Below are 16,678 nucleotides of genomic sequence, written 5' to 3'. Positions count from 1 at the left end.
CATGCAGAACTATTATGAAACAATACTAAACTATTTCGTTAGCAGGGAAACGAATGCATTTGCAGAATCATTCAATGCAAAAATTAAAGCGTTCAGAGCACAGTTTAGGGGAGTAGGAGATATACCATTCTTTATGTTTAGATTATGCAAACTGACAGTGTGAATTTAACATATCCACAGGGTTTTCGGACTGACCCGAATAAAGGTGGCATAATAGAATTAGTCCTGATCCTATGCTGCCCAATAAAAAAGCTGTTTTCATAAATATTATTTTTTTGTTATACGATCAATTCTAAGCATTTTTAAGTTTGGAAGTTGTTAGTATTCTAATTTTTCGTAAGTACCAGATTCCTCACCATTTTCAATTTTGAGTTTATTATTTGATATTTTACAGTCCAAATAATATGGTGACTTACCTTTTGGGAATACATCATAGATGTAAATCTTACTATCTTCGACTTTGTATTTGAACGTTTGGAAAGAAATGGGATCTGCATTGCTATAAATTCCAAAAGAGCCTTTGTCATCGTCTCCGAAATTTAAAAACTTATGCGAGCCTTTAATGCCTGTCGACCAATTACCCACGATATTGTTTTCGTTAAGCTCGATCCAGTTATCATCATCTTTACTACAGCTAGTTAAGATCAGAATAGCAAAAAGTGTAAATAAAATGTTTTTCATAATAATAATTTATAAGTTGTTTTGTTTTAGCTTGTTTAGTTGTTTCTTCGATGGCTTTTGGAGTTTTTGAGTAAAAAAGAAAACGCTGATAGCCAAGTTTGCAACTTAATTATCAGCGTTTTCTTTTTCGTCGGGGTAGCGGGATTCGAACCCACGACCCCCTGCTCCCAAAGCAGGTGCGCTAACCGGACTGCGCTACACCCCGAAAAACTTTTAACCGAACTCCCTCTTTTTTGTAGTCGGGGTAGCGGGATTCGAACCCACGACCCCCTGCTCCCAAAGCAGGTGCGCTAACCGGACTGCGCTACACCCCGCTACTTTTTTGAAGGGTTGTTCTTTTCAAAAGCGGTGCAAAGATAGGGAGTATTTTTTAATTAACAATAGCTAAACGAATGTTTTTTATCTATTATTTTTCAATGCCTTGAATCTCATAGCTTTGCGTCTTTACTTTTTTTCTTGGCAGAGATCAAAAGCATCATCGGACGCCGTAATTCATCTTTCATTCCCGGGATGGTATCCAGCAATCTTTCGTCCGGTTGTGGCTCTATAAGTTCGCATATTTCAAATCCGGTTTGAAGGAGTCCGTTTATATACGTAGTCAGCGTTTTGTGGTATTTGACAACCTCTTCGCCCAGAAAGATTGCTGTGCGCTTGCCTTCCGTAAAATAGCGATCTACCGGCCAATGGATAGGCTTCCCGTCTTGGTCGTAATGCCATTCCTGATTGCCATAGGCTGTAAATACCGGATGTTCTACGGAGAAGACGAAGGCGCCTCCCGGAGTTAGGCAGTTATTGATTTTCCTGCATATATCCGTAAAAGATTCGAGATAATGGAAGGTTAGCGAACTGATGACAATATCATAAGTATCCGGCTGGAAATCAAAGTCTTCGATAGCCATGCATTGGTATTCAATGAGTGGAGAAGGATTCCTTTTCTGGGCTTCTTCGAGCATTTTCTCCGAAATATCAATTCCGGTAACGTGTGTTGCTCCGTGTTCTATCGCATAGACACAATGCCAACCGAATCCGCAGCCTAAGTCTAAAACTCTTTTCCCTGCAAAATCGGGGAGCATTTTCTGCAATACATGCCATTCTCCGGCTCCTTTCAAGCCTTCCACCGAGCGGGACATTTGAGAATATTGACTGAAGAAATCGCTATTGTCGTATTTGTTTTCTTTCATAATTTAATAAGAGGATGAGTTGAATGAAAGCACAAATATATGATTTAATTTATATATTTATAGAAAAGGTATACATAAATCAGGGTAACCGTCTCAAAAGTTTGTTTCATTAGAGCACAGATTTGAATTAAATGCTACGTAGTGAAAAACATCTATCATAAGTATCATTCATTTTAATAGTATTCTCATTATCAAAAGAATAAGTATGATAGATAGCTTTAAAAAAATGTATCTATCATACTTTTACCAGCAAAAACAGGTTATCTATCATCAATAGAATAGTCGAATAAAGGCCCTATATGCATAAGATAGCTTGTTTTTGTTGCAATGAATCCGTATAAATCCGATGATCACGGCTTAATAATCCAACTTTAATGGCGATAAGTTTATAGCCCACACCTGTAAACCGTGCAGCCCGCATCTGTAGGCTGTACGGTTTGCAGGTGTGGGCTGTACAGCCTGCATACGTGGGCTATATAAATACCACCGTTTCCAGTAAGCATTCGGTCACGTGCGTGTTTGTTTCCCTTCTTTTCCTTCCTACCTTTGTGTCTTCATTACAATCTTAATCCATTATGTGTTCAGTATTAGTATTTTCTAGCGAAAGTGATAAACTACGTAGCCTTTTTTCCGAGTCTAACCATTTTGATTCGGTTCTTTTCATATTTGATGGTGGTCGTCGTTATAAAGTTTCGGCTTCCAGCCTTGGTATCCATTCCCCTCAGGACCTACTTCTCCCTTTAGGCCTTGGTCTTTTCCGTAGCAGTCCTTTCTGGTCCTATTACCTTTATCCCCAAGGTTGTAATTTCCATAAAGGCATTGACGGTCTTTGTGGCGAGGTCATCCGGCACACGAGTTCTTGCGTGTCAGAGCAGAGTTGCCATATTTTTCTTGACCGCTCCCGTAGCAGGTTGCATATCCTTTATCGGTGCGACGACGAATACCGTTTGGAATGCCGTCGTCTGAATCGCGGCTCTTTTCTCTTGAAAAAGGACGAACGGAAGAGGGATTTTCTTCAAATTTCCTGGAATCGCCTGAATGAGCTGCTTACTGTTAAAAAGTATCGGAAAACAGTTGAAAAGTAATCTCCCGTCCTACAAGCCGTTCCGCTTTATTTTGATAACTTTGTCACATAATAAAAAAGTGGATATACAGTGAAAGAACCGGTCATTACCCTTACTTTGGAAGAGTACGAAGAGCTGCGCAAGGAACGTGAACGCCTTGAAAAGGAACATGCAGAACTTCAGAGAAAATACGAATCCTCTTTGCGGGAGTATTCCCGCCAGGTCGAAGAAATCTCAGCCTGTACAGCCGTCATTGCCGACCTGAGATGGAAATTGGCTGACTTGACACGCCGTTTATGGGGTAAATCCAGTGAAAAACGCCATCTTCCCGAAGATGCCGGCCAGTTGAGCATCTGTTTTGAGTCTCCGTCCGATGTCAATGACCCGGTAGCGGAAGAACAGAAAACAGCTGAGAAATCTGCCAAATCGGAGAATGGCTACAACCGTTTCCGTAAGAGCTTCACCAAAAAGATTACTCCCCACGCCCGTAAGCCCATCGACCCGTCCCTTCCCCGTGAAGAGATTATCATTCCCATGCCGGAAGGTCTTTCGTTGGAGGGAGCGGCGAAGCTGGGAGAGGAAGTGAGCGAACAATATGCCGTCAGTCCCGCCCGATTCTATGTGAGACGCATCATCCGCCCTAAATACCGGCTCGCCGACGGTCGTATCATAACTGCTCCCATGCCCGTAATGGCACATCCCCACAGCAATGCGTCGGAAAGTGTACTGTCACACATTGCTACCGCCAAATATTACGACCACCTGCCTCTGTACAGACAACTGGACATCTTTGAGCGTGAAGGCATCCATCTGAGTCCTTCTACCGTAAGTAACTGGATGATGGCTGCCGCACAGCGTCTGGAGCCAATCTATAATGAGCTTCGTGAACTGGTCAAGGACAGCTATTACGTCATGGCCGATGAGACGCCCCATCCCGTACTTGAAAGCGACCGGCCCGGTGCTCTTCACCGCGGGTATATGTGGAACTTCTATCTGCCCCGGTTCCATACCCCATTCTTTGAATATCACAAGGGACGTGGCAGCAGCGGAATAGACACGCTGCTGGCAGGACAGGTTCGGGTGGTACAGAGTGACGGCTTTGCAGTATATGATGAGTTCGACACACTACCCGGAAAGTTGCACCTGTGCTGCTGGGCACACGTCAGGCGCAAGTTTGTGGAAGCGGAAGGAAATGATCCTCCTAGAGCAAGGCATGCACTTGAACAAATAGGCAGACTGTATGCTGTGGAGGAGAAAATCAGGATAGGACATCTGGAAGGCGGAGCTGTAGTAAGGCTTCGCCGGGAAGAATCGTACCCTATTATCAAAGGACTGGAAAAATGGTGCAGGCAGGAGTATGAACATACGGTTGAGAAATCGCCTATTGCCAAGGCCATATTCTATATGTACACACGTTTTGAACAACTGTCCGGATATGTCAACGATGCACAGTTCTGCATTGACAATAATCCAGTGGAGCGCTCTATAAGGCCATTGACTTTGAACAGAAAAAACACTCTTTTCTCCGGTTCACATGAAGCGGCACATGCAGCGGCAATATTCTTTTCACTGATGGGATGTTGCAGGGAAAATATGGTGAACCCAAAACTATGGATGCAGGACGTGTTGATTAGGGTACAGGAGAATGAAAGAGAAAAGAAAAACGACTACGCCGATTTACTGCCATTTAATTGGAAAGGATAAACAAGAAAGATAAATAAAGTCAAAAGCCAGACATGCTTCGTCTGGCTTTTGACTTTATTATAGCTTGGAGAGAAATACGGGCGAGGCCGAATGCTTACCGTTTCCAATAGATTATTAAGCTGTCAAATACAGGTTATCATCCTATAAAACGTGCATCCCTATGCCTTTAAATGGGTAATCTCACCTAATACTACACTAAAATAGACAAAGTATAGGCATGATAGATAGCTGTTTTTTGCAATAAAAGTATGATAGATACCTTTTTTAAAAACGATCTATCATACTTATTCTTTTGATAATTAGAATTCTATTAAAATGAATGATAGCATGATGGATATTTTTTTCACTATGTAGCTATTCAATTTAAATCTTGTATCGGAATGAACAAGTCCATAGTGTGGTATATTGGGGGTGTGGTTTCTTTGTACACGAATAATTTGTGAGTATGAACCATCTTTCGATGTTTTCTGTTCTATAAATAAGAATTTTAAAATGAAAAGCCTTATGAAAACAAGAAAACAAAAAGAAACAGGTGAAAAAGAAGTCCACTTGTTAGAGCAAAAAGGATATGAAAAAATGGTGAATGAGATTGTTCCCGTTCAACAGGCGGAAGTATATCGCAAGCCGACTCATAAAGCAGTCAAAGAAGCTGTTAAGGAGCTAAATCCGGATACAAATAGTCTGGGCAGCAGAGGATGATTTATCCTCTACTGCCCAGATTAATCCATCGTATTAAAGGATTCGGAAGACTTTCGGTGCTTCTCATTTAGGGAAAGTAAGAACAAAACAGCTTCCTTTCCCTAATTCTGATTTTACGTTGATACTTCCGTCATGCAAAGCCATGATCTGTTTGCACAGGCTCAATCCGATACCCGAACCGGATGTTTTGGTAGTGAAGAAAGGAACGAAAATCTTATCCAAAACAGTTGGTAGAATTCCCTCACCATTATCAGATATTGCTAATGTCGGGTTGCCTTTAGAGAAAAACTTTATTTGTATTTCTTTATCTGCTTTCCGCTCGCACGTTTCGCGGGCATTTTTTAATAAGTTGATAAGCACTTGCTCTATCTGTGCACGGTCTGCATATAAATATAAATCGGATGCGGGCATTTCGAAATGAATATACTCTTCCGGAAATAATTTCTTTAAGTCCGTAAACAATTCGGCAACAGATACTTTGGTGCGGACAGGTGTCGGAATACGTGTCAGTCGCCGGTAATTCTCCACAAATCCCAATAATCCTTTACTTCTTCTGTGAATAGTCTGCATGGCTTGCAACATGATAGAATACTCCTTTTCTCCGAGTGATTCGGGGATTCCTCTTTCACTTAATGTTTCCGAAAGAGAGATAATAGGAGTGATGGAATTCATGATCTCATGTGTCAATACACGAATCAGCTTTTGCCAGGCTTCCATTTCATTTCGTTCCAGTACGGAATGGATATTCTTTAAACTAATTAGCCGTTGCTTTTTGCTTTGTGTGGCGAACGCACCTTGTGTGACAAATGTGGTGCAGGAAATTGCCATTTCCAGAACGATGCCATTTTGCTCGATGCGAATAATGGATATGTCATTACTGGTAGAAGCCTCCTGAAGAACTTCCGGAAGTTGTGATAGTTGCCCCAGATGAGTGACTGCTGCCTGATTCATCCATTCGATATGCCCGGTTACATCGGTTACGAGTACGGCGGTATCTACTTTATTCAATAAATTCTCGTAATATTGATGCTTGATTTCTTCTGCCAATAGCTTTCCCCGAAAGTCCTTTAATGCATTAGATAGTTCCTGTGCCCACTCATCCATCATTTTATTTTTAAAAGGAGGATGAAGATTCTGCGTTATATCGTTGTATCGGAGTCCATCCGTTAATTGCCGTAATAAGGCGATTTGTTTGAACTGTATTCGGTAGAGATGTATGCCGACGCCTATTAGAAGGAGAATACAGACGGTAGTACTGAACCATAACTGCCTTTGATACAGCAGACAACTGCTAATGGAAAGTAGAAAGATAACTATGATGTGCAGAATTACTTTAAACTCAAATCGTTTCATAAGCCTAATTTTTCAAGTTTGCGATATAATGCAAAACGGGTAATTCCTAAATATTCGGCAGCACGGGAGATGTTTCCGTTGCTGATTCGGAGTGCTTTCTCAATGGCCTGTCGTTCTAGTTGTTCGAGATTCAGTATCACTTCTTCCTCTTTTTTCTGTTTGGACGTGGTGTGAAAAAGAAAGTTTTCAGGTTTCAGCATGGAGCCGTCTCCTAAAATTACGGCACGTTCTATCGTATGTTGAAGTTCCCTTACATTTCCGGGCCATGCATATTTCAGCAGTTTGTTTTTGGCTTCCCGGGTCAGTCCGTGTATTTTCTTTTTATATTTACGGGTATAACGGTCCAGAAAGTGATCTGCAAGCAAGATGATGTCATTGCCACGTTCACGGAGTGGAGGTATATGTATTTCAATCGTGTTGATACGATATAATAAGTCCTGACGGAAATTCCCGTCTTCCACCATCTGACGGATATCAGCATTAGTGGCGCAGATTAAACGGACGTCAATGGGAACGGTTTGCGTACTTCCCAAACGACTGATTTGCCTTTTTTCGATGGCAGTCAGTAATTTGGATTGCATAGGAAGTGATAGATTGCCAATTTCATCCAGAAATAAAGTCCCGCTGGTTGCTACTTCCATTCGTCCCGCTTTCGATTTCTTGGCATCGGTGAAAGCGCCTTTTTCGAAGCCGAACAGCTCACTTTCAAACAATTGTTCGGGGATACTTCCCAGGTCGATCGTGACAAAAGGTTTGCCGTATCGTGGAGAACAACGATATATTAGTCGGGCAATCACGTCCTTGCCTGTACCGTTTTCTCCGAGAATTAGTATATTGGCATCTGTATTACTTAGTTTATTTATCGTGGTAAACACTTCCTGCATAACAGATGATTCTCCAATAATATCATTCTCCGAAGTATTCTGACCGCTAAGAACTTCCACTTGTTCTTTCAAAATGCTGACTTCCTGTTGTGACTGACGCAATCGCATTCCTGAAGTAAGCGTAGCCAGCAATTTATCCTTTTCCCAAGGCTTGGGAATAAAATCAGTAGCACCAGCTTTGATGGCCCGAACAGCTTTGTCTGTATCTGCATAGGCAGTCATGAAAATAACAATAGCCTGTGGGTCAATCTGCAATATCTGCTTTAGACTTTCAAATCCCTCTTGTCCGCTGATGGCATCCCGGCTGAAATTCATGTCCAATAAGATAAGATCGGGATGAAAAGTAGTCATGAAATACTCAATACGGTCGGGGGTAGTGGCTACTTTTATTTTTTCCGTATAAGGTTCCAGTAACAGGTTGAGAGCAAAGAGCACGTCCTCGTTATCATCTACTATAAGTATCTTTCCTAATTTGTTCACTTCTTCCATATCTTATATCTATTAGATTCCGGGAGCAAAGATATGGATAAATCTCATGTGTTGTGTGTGCGATTGCGCACTAATTTTGTGCGTATATGCACACACAATCAACTGAATGGATATTGATAAATTGTTGAATGATAGTGATTTATGCAAATGGCACATCTTTTGAATGATGAATAACAAATAAAGACAACGAATGAATCTGAAATTAATCTTCATATATCTCGGACTATTGTCGACAGAATTATTGATTGCTCAAAATCAAATTACAGAGTTATCATTGAAGCAAGTCATAGAAATGGCCCGTATGGAATCCCCCGATGCACAAACGGCACGTCACAGTTTCCGTTCTGCATATTGGAACTATAAATATTATCGTGCCAATTATCTACCGTCTTTAAGTTTGACATCCGATCCGAATCTGAACCGTGCCATTAATAAGATAACGATGGGGGACGGTTCGGTAAAGTTTGTCGAACAAAATTTATTGAATACGGATTTAACCTTGAATCTTTCACAGAATTTATCCTGGACTGGTGGTTCTTTCTTTCTTGAAACCTCTGCTCAACGTATGGATTTATTCAGCGAACATAAATACTCATGGCAGACTTCTCCTATTATGATAGGTTATCGACAGTCTCTTTTTGGCTACAATAGCCTGAAATGGGATAGACGGATAGAACCTGTATGCTATCAGGAGGCAAAGAAAAGCTACGTAGAGACACTCGAACTCGTATCAGCCAATGCGATTCATAAATTTTTTGCCTTGGCCACTGCCCAGAGCGATTACGATATTGCTTCCTTTAATTATGCCAATGCCGATACACTTTACCGTTATGCACAAGGCCGTTATAATATAGGTACCATCACAGAAAATGAAATGCTACAACTGGAACTCAACCGTCTGACGGAAGAGACGAATCGCATGAATGCCCGTATTGAAATGGATAATTGTATGCAGGAACTCCGTTCCTATCTCGGTATTCACGAAGACCGGGAGCTGCGTGTTCTTGTCAGTCCCCAAGTTCCGGATTTCAGTGTGAACCTGAATGAAGCACTGGTTTTAGCTTACGAAAACAGTCCGGACATACAGACGATGGAAAGACGCAAACTGGAAAGTGAGAGTGCAGTTGCGAAAGCCCGTGCCAATGCTGGCCTGAAAGCAGATATCTATCTCCGTTTCGGATTGACGCAGACTGCTGACAAACTGCCCGAAGCTTATCGAAATTTGTTGGACCAGCAATACGTGAGCATCGGCATTTCTCTTCCTATCCTGGACTGGGGGCGTGGAAAAGGACAGGTACGAGTAGCCCGTTCCAATCGTGATTTGGTGTACACACAAGTAGAACAGAGCCGGACAGACTTTGAACTGAACGTCCGTAAACTCGTCAAACAATTCAATCTGCAAACGCAACGTGTCCGCATCGCTGCCCGTACAGATGAAACAGCCCAACGAAGAAGCGAAGTGGCACGCAAACTCTACTTATTAGGTAAATCTACTATTCTTGATTTGAATGCCTCTATTTCAGAGAAAGACAGTGCTCGCCGTAACTATATTTCGGCTTTATATAATTATTGGAGTTTATATTACACACTCCGTAGCATGACACTATATGATTTTGAGCGAAATACGATGCTGACAGAAGACTATCATCTTCTGATTGAATAGAGAACAACGAAAAGTCAGTAAAGAATAGAAATTGAATCATAGCTAGTAGAAACTTGTAAAACACCAGATAATTTCATGGATATAAAATTAGAAAAGAAACCGTGGTACATTCGTTACAGATACTATCTGATAGGAGGGATATTGTTTGTCGCCTTCCTGATTTATGTGATTACTTTGTCTTTAGGTCCCAGAAAACTGCGGATAGATGCCGAAGATATACAGATTGCAGAAGTAAAAGTGTCTAATTTCATGGAATATGTGGACGTGGAAGGGCTCATTCAGCCTATACTAACCATCAAGATCAATACCCGTGAAGCAGGAAGTGTGGAAAGAATTGTCGGTGAAGAGGGAAGTTTGCTTCAACAGGGAGACACTATTCTTGTTCTTTCCAATCCCGATTTGCTTCGTAGTATTGAAGACCAGCGCGACGAGTGGGAAAAGCAAATGATTACCTATCAGGAGCAGGAGATTGAAATGGAACAAAAAAGTCTGAACCTGAAACAGCAAGCCCTTACCAACAACTACGAATTGGAACGCCTGAAAAAAAGCATCGCTCTCGACCGCGAAGAATTCCAGATGGGCGTGAAGAGTAAGGCTCAATTGCAGGTAGCAGAAGATGAATACGGCTACAAACTGAAAAATGCAGCCCTGCAGCAAGAGAGTCTGCGGCATGATTCTGCCGTTACGATGATACGCAAGGAACTGATCCGTAACGACCGGGAGCGGGAACGGAAGAAGTATGAACGTACTTGCGAACGGTTGAATAGTTTGGTGATTACAGCTCCCTTGAAAGGCCAGCTTAGTTTTGTAAAGGTCACTCCGGGGCAACAGGTTTCCTCTGGTGAAAGTATTGCTGAAATAAAAGTATTAGACCAATACAAAATCCACACTTCACTTAGTGAATATTACATTGACAGGATCACCACCGGATTACCGGCTACAGTGAATTATCAGGGAAACAAATATCCGCTGAAAATAACAAAAGTGGTTCCCGAAGTGAAAGACCGTATGTTTGATGTCGATCTTGTCTTTACAGGAGATATGCCCGATAATGTACGAGTTGGCAAGAGCTTCCGTGTGCAGATTGAATTGGGACAGCCGGAGCAAGCACTCATTATTCCACGAGGCAACTTCTACCAGTCTACAGGCGGACAATGGATTTACAAAGTAAATACATCAAAGACAAAAGCAGTCCGTGTGCCATTGAGTATTGGTCGCCAAAATCCGCAGCAATATGAAATAGTAGAAGGTTTACAGCCGGGAGATTGGGTAATTACAACCGGATATGATACCTTTGGGGATGCAGAAGAGTTGATTTTGAAATAAATGAAAAATAATAAATAGATAAAGCATGAAAACATTGAACTATGCGATACGCTTTTTGTTGCGTACAAAATCATATACTATTATTAATTTGCTCGGGCTGGCCTTTAGTTTAGCTTGCTGTATTATCCTGTTTCGTTATATCCATCGTGAGCTTACGGTAGACATACATTGCATAGATCGTAATCGAGTGTATGGTGTACAGACAACGTTTGAAGGAAATCGCGTATTAAGTGTTGCTGAAATAGGGGATCGGGATAGTGTTTATATTGATAATAGTGGCATGGTGACACGTTCGCGTATCGTGTTGCTCGAAAATGATTATTTGACCTATCAATCAAATCGTATCCCTGTTCATGCTATGGCGGCAGATAGTGCTTATTTTGAACTTTTCCCTTACCATGTGTTACAAGGTTCAGCATCCTTGGAAGATCCGGCATCAGTTTTGTTAATGGAAAGTTTTGCTGAAAAACTTTTCGGCAAACAAAATCCTATCGGCAAGATTTTGACCTATTCGAATGGAAAGGAGATTAGAGTGACAGGCATATTAGAGGAACCAGTTAATAAGCGGATGTTTAATTTTGACTTGGTTCTTTCTTCAAAACTATCATCATTATGGGAGCGTATGCCTTTGGATTTTATTCGTTTTACTTCAGAGACGGAAGTAATGAAAGCCAATAAGGCTGGGAGTTATCCCCGGTTTATCAATCAGGATTCTCGTAGTGGAGATAGTCGGAAATATACTTTCTCTCTTATTCCTGTAAGTGATATGTATTGGGATCAGGCGTTAATTGGTCGATCCGGACCAGACATGCTAGTTAGCGGAAATCGTTCTCAACTATTTATTTTAGGAGGAATTTGCTTGTTGGTATTACTTGCAGGTGTGATGAATTTCATTAATCTTTATTTGGTATTGATGATGAAACGAGGGAAGGTGTATAGCTTGCGGAAAGTTTTTGGAGCTGACAGAAAAGCGTTGTTTAAGCAGATATTCATAGAAAACTTTTTATTGATTGCTGCCTCCATGATAGTAGCCTGGCTCATTGTAGAGGTGACAAATATTTCTATATCATCTATGTTTGGCAGCCAGCTGATGTATACTGCATTTGATGGGATATTATCGTTTTCTATTCTATTGTTTTTGCCTCTGTTAGTATCTATTTATGCGTTTGTGCAGTGCCAGCGTTCTTTGTTGGCCATTTCGATCCAGAAAGTAGGTACAGATAATCGTTCGGTCCGTTCGCGTATGGTATTTCTTTTTCTGCAATATATGATTACTTTCCTGTTGGTGGTATTATCAATCTATTTCGGCAAGCAGCTGAATTTTATGTTGCACACTGATCCAGGTTTCCGTGTAGAGTCTGTTATTCAGGCAAACATGATATACGAATCACGGGATTTTTCGGCTTATACTATGGAGACAATCAAACAACGGCAGAAGAGGATAACTGAAATAGATCAACTAATGAAGAGTTGTCCGGATATCCAATATTGGACGACGGGACATTCATCTATTCTGGGAGCCTATTATTCAACAAACTTTCAAAATGTAAAAGGGGAAACAGTTGCATTGTTGCAGTCTTACGTTACTCCTGAATTCTTTAAAGTTTTCAATCTTGCGTTTGTGGAGGGAAGTCTGCCGGAAATGGATGAAGACTCGAGAAATAGAGTTGCTGTTGTGAATCGTGCTGCATTGAAAGCCTTGGGATATACGCAATGTGAGGGAGCTATGCTGGTTGATGAAAGGATGAAAAGAAATGTTCCGGATTTTCCGGCTCAACCTATTGTTGCTGTAATAGACGATTACTATGACGGACATATTAGTACGGGTATTCATCCGATGGTCTTTATGGTTGGCAGTTATTTAGACGGTGATTTATATCAGATATATTGCCACTCCGGCAAAGAACAGGCAGTTATTGACTATTTGAAAAGTATTCAGAAAAAAGTGTATGGTACAGAGGATTTTAAATATTCTTTGTTGAAGGACGATGTAGCTGAACTTTATAAAAACGATCGCCAGATAGCTTCTGTTTATGCTCTTTTTGCTTGCATAGCTATTGTAATAGTTTGTCTTGGCTTGTTTGGTATTTCATTATTTGATATTAGGCAGCGTTCCCGTGAGGTTGCAATTCGCAAAGTGAATGGAGCATCACTGAAAGATTTATATCTTTTATTAGGACGTAAATATCTTATCATATTAAGCGGGGCTTTTGCAGTAGCTCTTCCATTATCCTGGTATCTGATATATGAATACACAAAGGATTTTGTAGTGAAAGCCCCTATAAGTATAGGAATCTTTTTCATAGCTTTGCTATTGGTTGGTGGTATTTCTTTAGGGACTCTATTCTGGCAAATAAACAAGATCGCACATATTGATCCTGCTAAAATTATGAAAACTGAATGAATTTAAGATATTTATTTTTTAATGATGGAATATTATACTGGGGAAGCATATTTGGAGGAGTAACCTTATTAACAGTAATCACCATTATTTTAAAACTACTGAAGATTGCACGTATCAATCCCGCAGAAGTAATCAAAAACGAATAAAAATATAATTCTAAAACAATACAGTTATGATTAAGACCATTAACTTACAGAAGATTTTCAAAACGGAAGAAGTAGAAACTTGGGCGTTAAATAACGTCAGTATCGAAGTGAAACAAGGCGAATTTGTAGCCATCATGGGGCCCTCCGGCTGTGGTAAGTCAACATTGCTCAACATTTTGGGGCTGCTCGATAACCCGACAGGAGGGGAGTATTACCTGAATGGAACGGAAGTCTCTCGGTATACCGAATCGCAACGTACCAGTTTTCGCAAAGGTGTGATAGGGTTTGTGTTTCAGAGTTTTAATCTGATAGACGAGTTGAATGTATACGAAAACATAGAACTGCCTTTGCTTTATATGGGAATTTCTGCTTCCGAACGGAAAAAGAGGGTAGAGGCAGCTATGGAGAGAATGGCTATTAGTCATCGTAGCAAGCATTTTCCGCAACAACTCTCCGGTGGTCAGCAGCAACGCGTCGCTATTGCCCGTGCCGTCGTGGCAAACCCTAAACTGATTCTGGCTGATGAACCGACCGGTAATCTGGACTCCAAAAACGGTAAAGAAGTGATGGGACTGTTGAGCGAACTGAATAATGAGGGAACCACCATCGTCATGGTGACCCACTCACAACATGATGCCGGTTATGCCGACCGCATTATAAACCTGTTTGACGGACAGGTGGTGACTGAAGTTAGTATGTAAACATAAGTTGTCGATAAAGAATATATCATGATAAAACACTATCTGAAAGTAGCCTTTCGCAATCTGATGAAATACAAGATGCAAAGCTTTGTCAGCATCATCGGATTGGCAGTCGGCTTCACTTGTTTCGCACTATCTGCTTTATGGATACGTTATGAAATGACTTATGATAACTTCCATAAAGGATCCGACCGCATTTATATGGTACGTGCGCATTACGCCAATGAGCCCGGTACAAGTAAATTTACTCCATATCCTTTAATGGAATATTTGCAAGACAAAATGCCGGAGATAGAAGCTGTAACCGCTTTCACCCCGCATCATGTAAAATTCCGTTTGGAGGAAACAGAACAGGAGGTCGGAATGATTGACGCAGATTCTGTTTTCATGAACTTTTTTGATATACAATTATTGAAAGGTACTGTCAACTTCCTGAAAAGCGATGGTCAGGAAGTGGCTATCACCAAAGAATTTGCAAAGCGGCTCTTCAGCAAAGAAGAGGATGCATTGGGGAAAGAAGTGGAAGTAGGCAGACGCGTATGTAAAATAGGAGCAATCGTGAGCGGATGGTCGAACCATTCCAATATTCCATATAATATACTGGCTCCGGCAAGACATTCTCCTCGGTGGGGAAGTTCGAATGAGCAGCTATTTATTCGTGTACGCGAAAGAACAGATATAGACGCATTCCGAACAAAAATGAGCACCGTTCGCATCAACGATCTTGAGAAAGAGAGCGAACTTTCCGATCTGTTGATTACCCGGATGTCAGCTTTGCGCTATTCGGATTATGTAGATAAAGCAGATGTTGTTATCTCTTTCAGTTATATATTCTATTTCTCCTTGGCAGGCGGACTGGTGATTATTTGTTCGTTATTCAATTATTTGACGCTTTTTATCAGTCGCCTTTGTATGCGCAACCGTGAAATGGCACTTCGTAAGGTGAATGGGGCAAGCAATAAAGCCTTGTCTGTACAGTTTGCCATTGAGTTATTGCTGCTTTTATGTATTGCTCTGTTCAGCGGATTGCTGCTAGTGGAGATGAGTATGTCCCGGTTCCTGAACTTTACGCAGATAGAGCCCAGCTCATATTATGGAGAAATCTTGGTATATCTTCTGGCAGTAATTATCCTGTCGTTTCTGTTTACACTGATGCCATTGTCCTATTTTCGTCGTCGAACATTGCAGGAAACGATCAAAGGAAATGTTGCTACTGCCCGTCCGTACTTATTCCGCAGAATAGGTATTATCGTACAGTTGATGGTTAGCCTTAGCTTTATCTTCTGCACGGTTGTCATCATGAAACAACTACATTTCCTGAAAAATACGGATTTAGGTATGGAGCGTCATAATGTAGCTAATGTGGCATTGTGGAATGGAGACATTCGTCAATGGACAGAGAAAATAAAAGCTCTCCCTATGGTAACAGAAACTTTACCTCCTGCGTACTTTCCAATTATTCCAACCGGTCCGATGATGTATGCAGAAATAACAAATTGGGATGGGCTGCCCAAGGTGACAGAAAAAACACTACTTGTTGGCATAATGCCGGCAAAGGAGGAATTCTTTAAGTTTTATGATTTGAAATTACTGGAAGGTGAATTTATATCTGAAAAGAGCCAGCAGAATGAAGTTGTGGTTGATGAAAGTACGTGCCTGAAATTCGGATGGAAACATGCTCTAGGAAAGACTTTCGGCAATAACACCAACAGTCGTCAGGACATTACATACAAAGTTGTCGGAGTGGTGAAAAACTTTAGTTATCGTTCTCCGACAAGCAAGCCGGGACTTATTGCCTTTCAACGCCCCGAAGCACAAGAATATCTCCTGAATCGTGCCGGTATCCTTTTTAAATTCAAAGAGGGGACTTGGAACGAATGTCGTGAAGCTATAGAAAAACTCCACAAAGAAGAATTCCCCAATGCTTACTTACGGTTGTTTAGCGAGGAGGAGGAATATGGTAAATATCTTCGTTCCGAAGATGCACTGATGAAGCTATTGAGCTTCGTGTCATTGGTCTGTGTACTCATTTCCGTATTCGGAATCTTTTCATTGGTCACTCTATCGTGTGAGCAACGTCAAAAGGAGATTGCCATACGTAAAGTAAACGGGGCGCAAATTCGTCATATTTTGCAGATGTTCTTCCGTGAATACCTGCTGTTGCTGGTTATTGCTGCTGTTATAGCCTTCCCAATGGGATATGTGGTTATGAGGCAGTGGCTTGAAACGTATGTGAGACAAACTGCGATTAACGGTTGGGTATATGTAGGGATTTTCGTTGTAGTGGCAGTTATTATTTTACTCTGCATCATCTGGCGCATATGGAAAGCCGCCCGACAGAATCCTGCGGAAGTTATCAAAAATGAATAATAAAATAACAATA

At 41.2% G+C, this 16,678-nt stretch carries 13 protein-coding genes and 2 tRNA genes; 9 read left to right on the top strand and 6 right to left on the bottom strand.

Annotation, left to right across the window (positions count from 1 at the left end):
• A partial coding sequence (locus BSAG_RS24145; RefSeq protein WP_008997445.1) for a transposase occupies positions 1-163 on the top strand: 163 nt, incomplete at its 5' end.
• Positions 164-318: 155 nt separating this feature from the next.
• On the opposite strand, the gene BSAG_RS14650 is transcribed toward BSAG_RS24145, so the two are convergent.
• The 4 genes from BSAG_RS14650 to BSAG_RS14665 all read right to left on the bottom strand — a co-directional run bounded on the left by BSAG_RS14650 (position 319) and on the right by BSAG_RS14665 (position 1,862).
• A complete protein-coding gene (locus BSAG_RS14650; RefSeq protein WP_008022411.1) occupies positions 319-681 on the bottom strand; it encodes a membrane lipoprotein lipid attachment site-containing protein in 363 nt (120 codons plus the stop codon).
• 130 nt (positions 682-811) lie between these two features.
• Positions 812-886: transfer RNA gene (locus BSAG_RS14655), tRNA-Pro, on the bottom strand.
• A gap of 34 nt (positions 887-920) precedes the next feature.
• Positions 921-995 (bottom strand) — tRNA-Pro (locus BSAG_RS14660).
• Positions 996-1,109: 114 nt separating this feature from the next.
• Positions 1,110-1,862, bottom strand: a complete 753-nt coding sequence (locus tag BSAG_RS14665; protein ID WP_004313677.1) for a class I SAM-dependent methyltransferase — start codon at positions 1,860-1,862, stop codon at positions 1,110-1,112.
• 575 nt (positions 1,863-2,437) lie between these two features.
• On the opposite strand from BSAG_RS14665, the gene tnpB reads away from it, so the two are divergent.
• From tnpB to BSAG_RS14675, 3 genes are all read left to right on the top strand, one after another.
• On the top strand, positions 2,438-2,947 hold the full coding sequence (tnpB, locus tag BSAG_RS24140; protein WP_004323560.1) for an IS66 family insertion sequence element accessory protein TnpB: 510 nt from the start codon (positions 2,438-2,440) through the stop codon (positions 2,945-2,947).
• Positions 2,948-3,016: 69 nt separating this feature from the next.
• Positions 3,017-4,630 carry an IS66 family transposase gene (gene tnpC / locus BSAG_RS14670; protein ID WP_008997443.1) on the top strand — a complete coding sequence of 538 codons (1,614 nt, stop codon included), beginning with the start codon at positions 3,017-3,019 and terminating at the stop codon, positions 4,628-4,630.
• Positions 4,631-5,134: 504 nt separating this feature from the next.
• Positions 5,135-5,329: a hypothetical protein gene (locus tag BSAG_RS14675; RefSeq protein WP_008022408.1), complete on the top strand. Its 195-nt coding sequence runs from the start codon at positions 5,135-5,137 to the stop codon at positions 5,327-5,329.
• A 63-nt stretch (positions 5,330-5,392) separates the two neighbouring features.
• Here BSAG_RS14675 and BSAG_RS14680 read toward each other — a convergent pair whose 3' ends face one another.
• Both BSAG_RS14680 and BSAG_RS14685 read right to left on the bottom strand, forming a co-directional pair.
• Complete coding sequence (locus tag BSAG_RS14680; protein WP_008022406.1) at positions 5,393-6,682, bottom strand: sensor histidine kinase; 1,290 nt, start codon at positions 6,680-6,682, stop codon at positions 5,393-5,395.
• Complete coding sequence (locus BSAG_RS14685; RefSeq protein WP_004312896.1) at positions 6,679-8,055, bottom strand: sigma-54-dependent transcriptional regulator; 1,377 nt, start codon at positions 8,053-8,055, stop codon at positions 6,679-6,681. The genes BSAG_RS14680 and BSAG_RS14685 overlap by 4 nt, the downstream gene beginning before the upstream one ends.
• A gap of 190 nt (positions 8,056-8,245) precedes the next feature.
• Between BSAG_RS14685 and BSAG_RS14690 the strand changes: the two genes are divergently transcribed.
• From BSAG_RS14690 to BSAG_RS14710, 5 genes are all read left to right on the top strand, one after another.
• A complete protein-coding gene (locus BSAG_RS14690) occupies positions 8,246-9,718 on the top strand; it encodes a TolC family protein (protein ID WP_004312895.1) in 1,473 nt (490 codons plus the stop codon).
• A gap of 75 nt (positions 9,719-9,793) precedes the next feature.
• On the top strand, positions 9,794-11,044 hold the full coding sequence (locus tag BSAG_RS14695; protein ID WP_004312894.1) for an efflux RND transporter periplasmic adaptor subunit: 1,251 nt from the start codon (positions 9,794-9,796) through the stop codon (positions 11,042-11,044).
• A 25-nt stretch (positions 11,045-11,069) separates the two neighbouring features.
• Complete coding sequence (locus BSAG_RS14700) at positions 11,070-13,448, top strand: ABC transporter permease (protein ID WP_004312893.1); 2,379 nt, start codon at positions 11,070-11,072, stop codon at positions 13,446-13,448.
• A gap of 172 nt (positions 13,449-13,620) precedes the next feature.
• Entirely contained in the window at positions 13,621-14,295 is a 675-nt protein-coding gene (locus BSAG_RS14705; protein ID WP_004312892.1) for an ABC transporter ATP-binding protein, read from the top strand.
• A gap of 27 nt (positions 14,296-14,322) precedes the next feature.
• A complete protein-coding gene (locus BSAG_RS14710) occupies positions 14,323-16,665 on the top strand; it encodes an ABC transporter permease (RefSeq protein ID WP_004312891.1) in 2,343 nt (780 codons plus the stop codon).
• The last annotated feature ends 13 nt before the right edge of the window (positions 16,666-16,678 follow it).

The organism is Bacteroides sp. D1 (genome assembly GCF_000157095.2).
Lineage (GTDB): Bacteria > Bacteroidota > Bacteroidia > Bacteroidales > Bacteroidaceae > Bacteroides > Bacteroides xylanisolvens.
Note: the sequence above shows the minus strand (reverse complement) of the source record. Positions and strands in the feature narration are given on the sequence as shown.

Excerpts from the sequence above, each read along its gene's own strand:
- BSAG_RS14695 (WP_004312894.1), top strand. The coding sequence starts at position 9,794 with ATGGATATAAAATTAGAAAAGAAACCGTGGTACATTCGTTACAGATAC.
- BSAG_RS14680 (WP_008022406.1), bottom strand. The coding sequence starts at position 6,682 with ATGAAACGATTTGAGTTTAAAGTAATTCTGCACATCATAGTTATCTTT.
- tnpB (WP_004323560.1), top strand. The coding sequence starts at position 2,438 with ATGTGTTCAGTATTAGTATTTTCTAGCGAAAGTGATAAACTACGTAGC.
- BSAG_RS14710 (WP_004312891.1), top strand. The coding sequence starts at position 14,323 with ATGATAAAACACTATCTGAAAGTAGCCTTTCGCAATCTGATGAAATAC.
- BSAG_RS14705 (WP_004312892.1), top strand. The coding sequence starts at position 13,621 with ATGATTAAGACCATTAACTTACAGAAGATTTTCAAAACGGAAGAAGTA.
- BSAG_RS14685 (WP_004312896.1), bottom strand. The coding sequence starts at position 8,055 with ATGGAAGAAGTGAACAAATTAGGAAAGATACTTATAGTAGATGATAAC.
- BSAG_RS14650 (WP_008022411.1), bottom strand. The coding sequence starts at position 681 with ATGAAAAACATTTTATTTACACTTTTTGCTATTCTGATCTTAACTAGC.
- BSAG_RS14700 (WP_004312893.1), top strand. The coding sequence starts at position 11,070 with ATGAAAACATTGAACTATGCGATACGCTTTTTGTTGCGTACAAAATCA.
- BSAG_RS14690 (WP_004312895.1), top strand. The coding sequence starts at position 8,246 with ATGAATCTGAAATTAATCTTCATATATCTCGGACTATTGTCGACAGAA.
- BSAG_RS14665 (WP_004313677.1), bottom strand. The coding sequence starts at position 1,862 with ATGAAAGAAAACAAATACGACAATAGCGATTTCTTCAGTCAATATTCT.
- BSAG_RS14675 (WP_008022408.1), top strand. The coding sequence starts at position 5,135 with ATGAAAACAAGAAAACAAAAAGAAACAGGTGAAAAAGAAGTCCACTTG.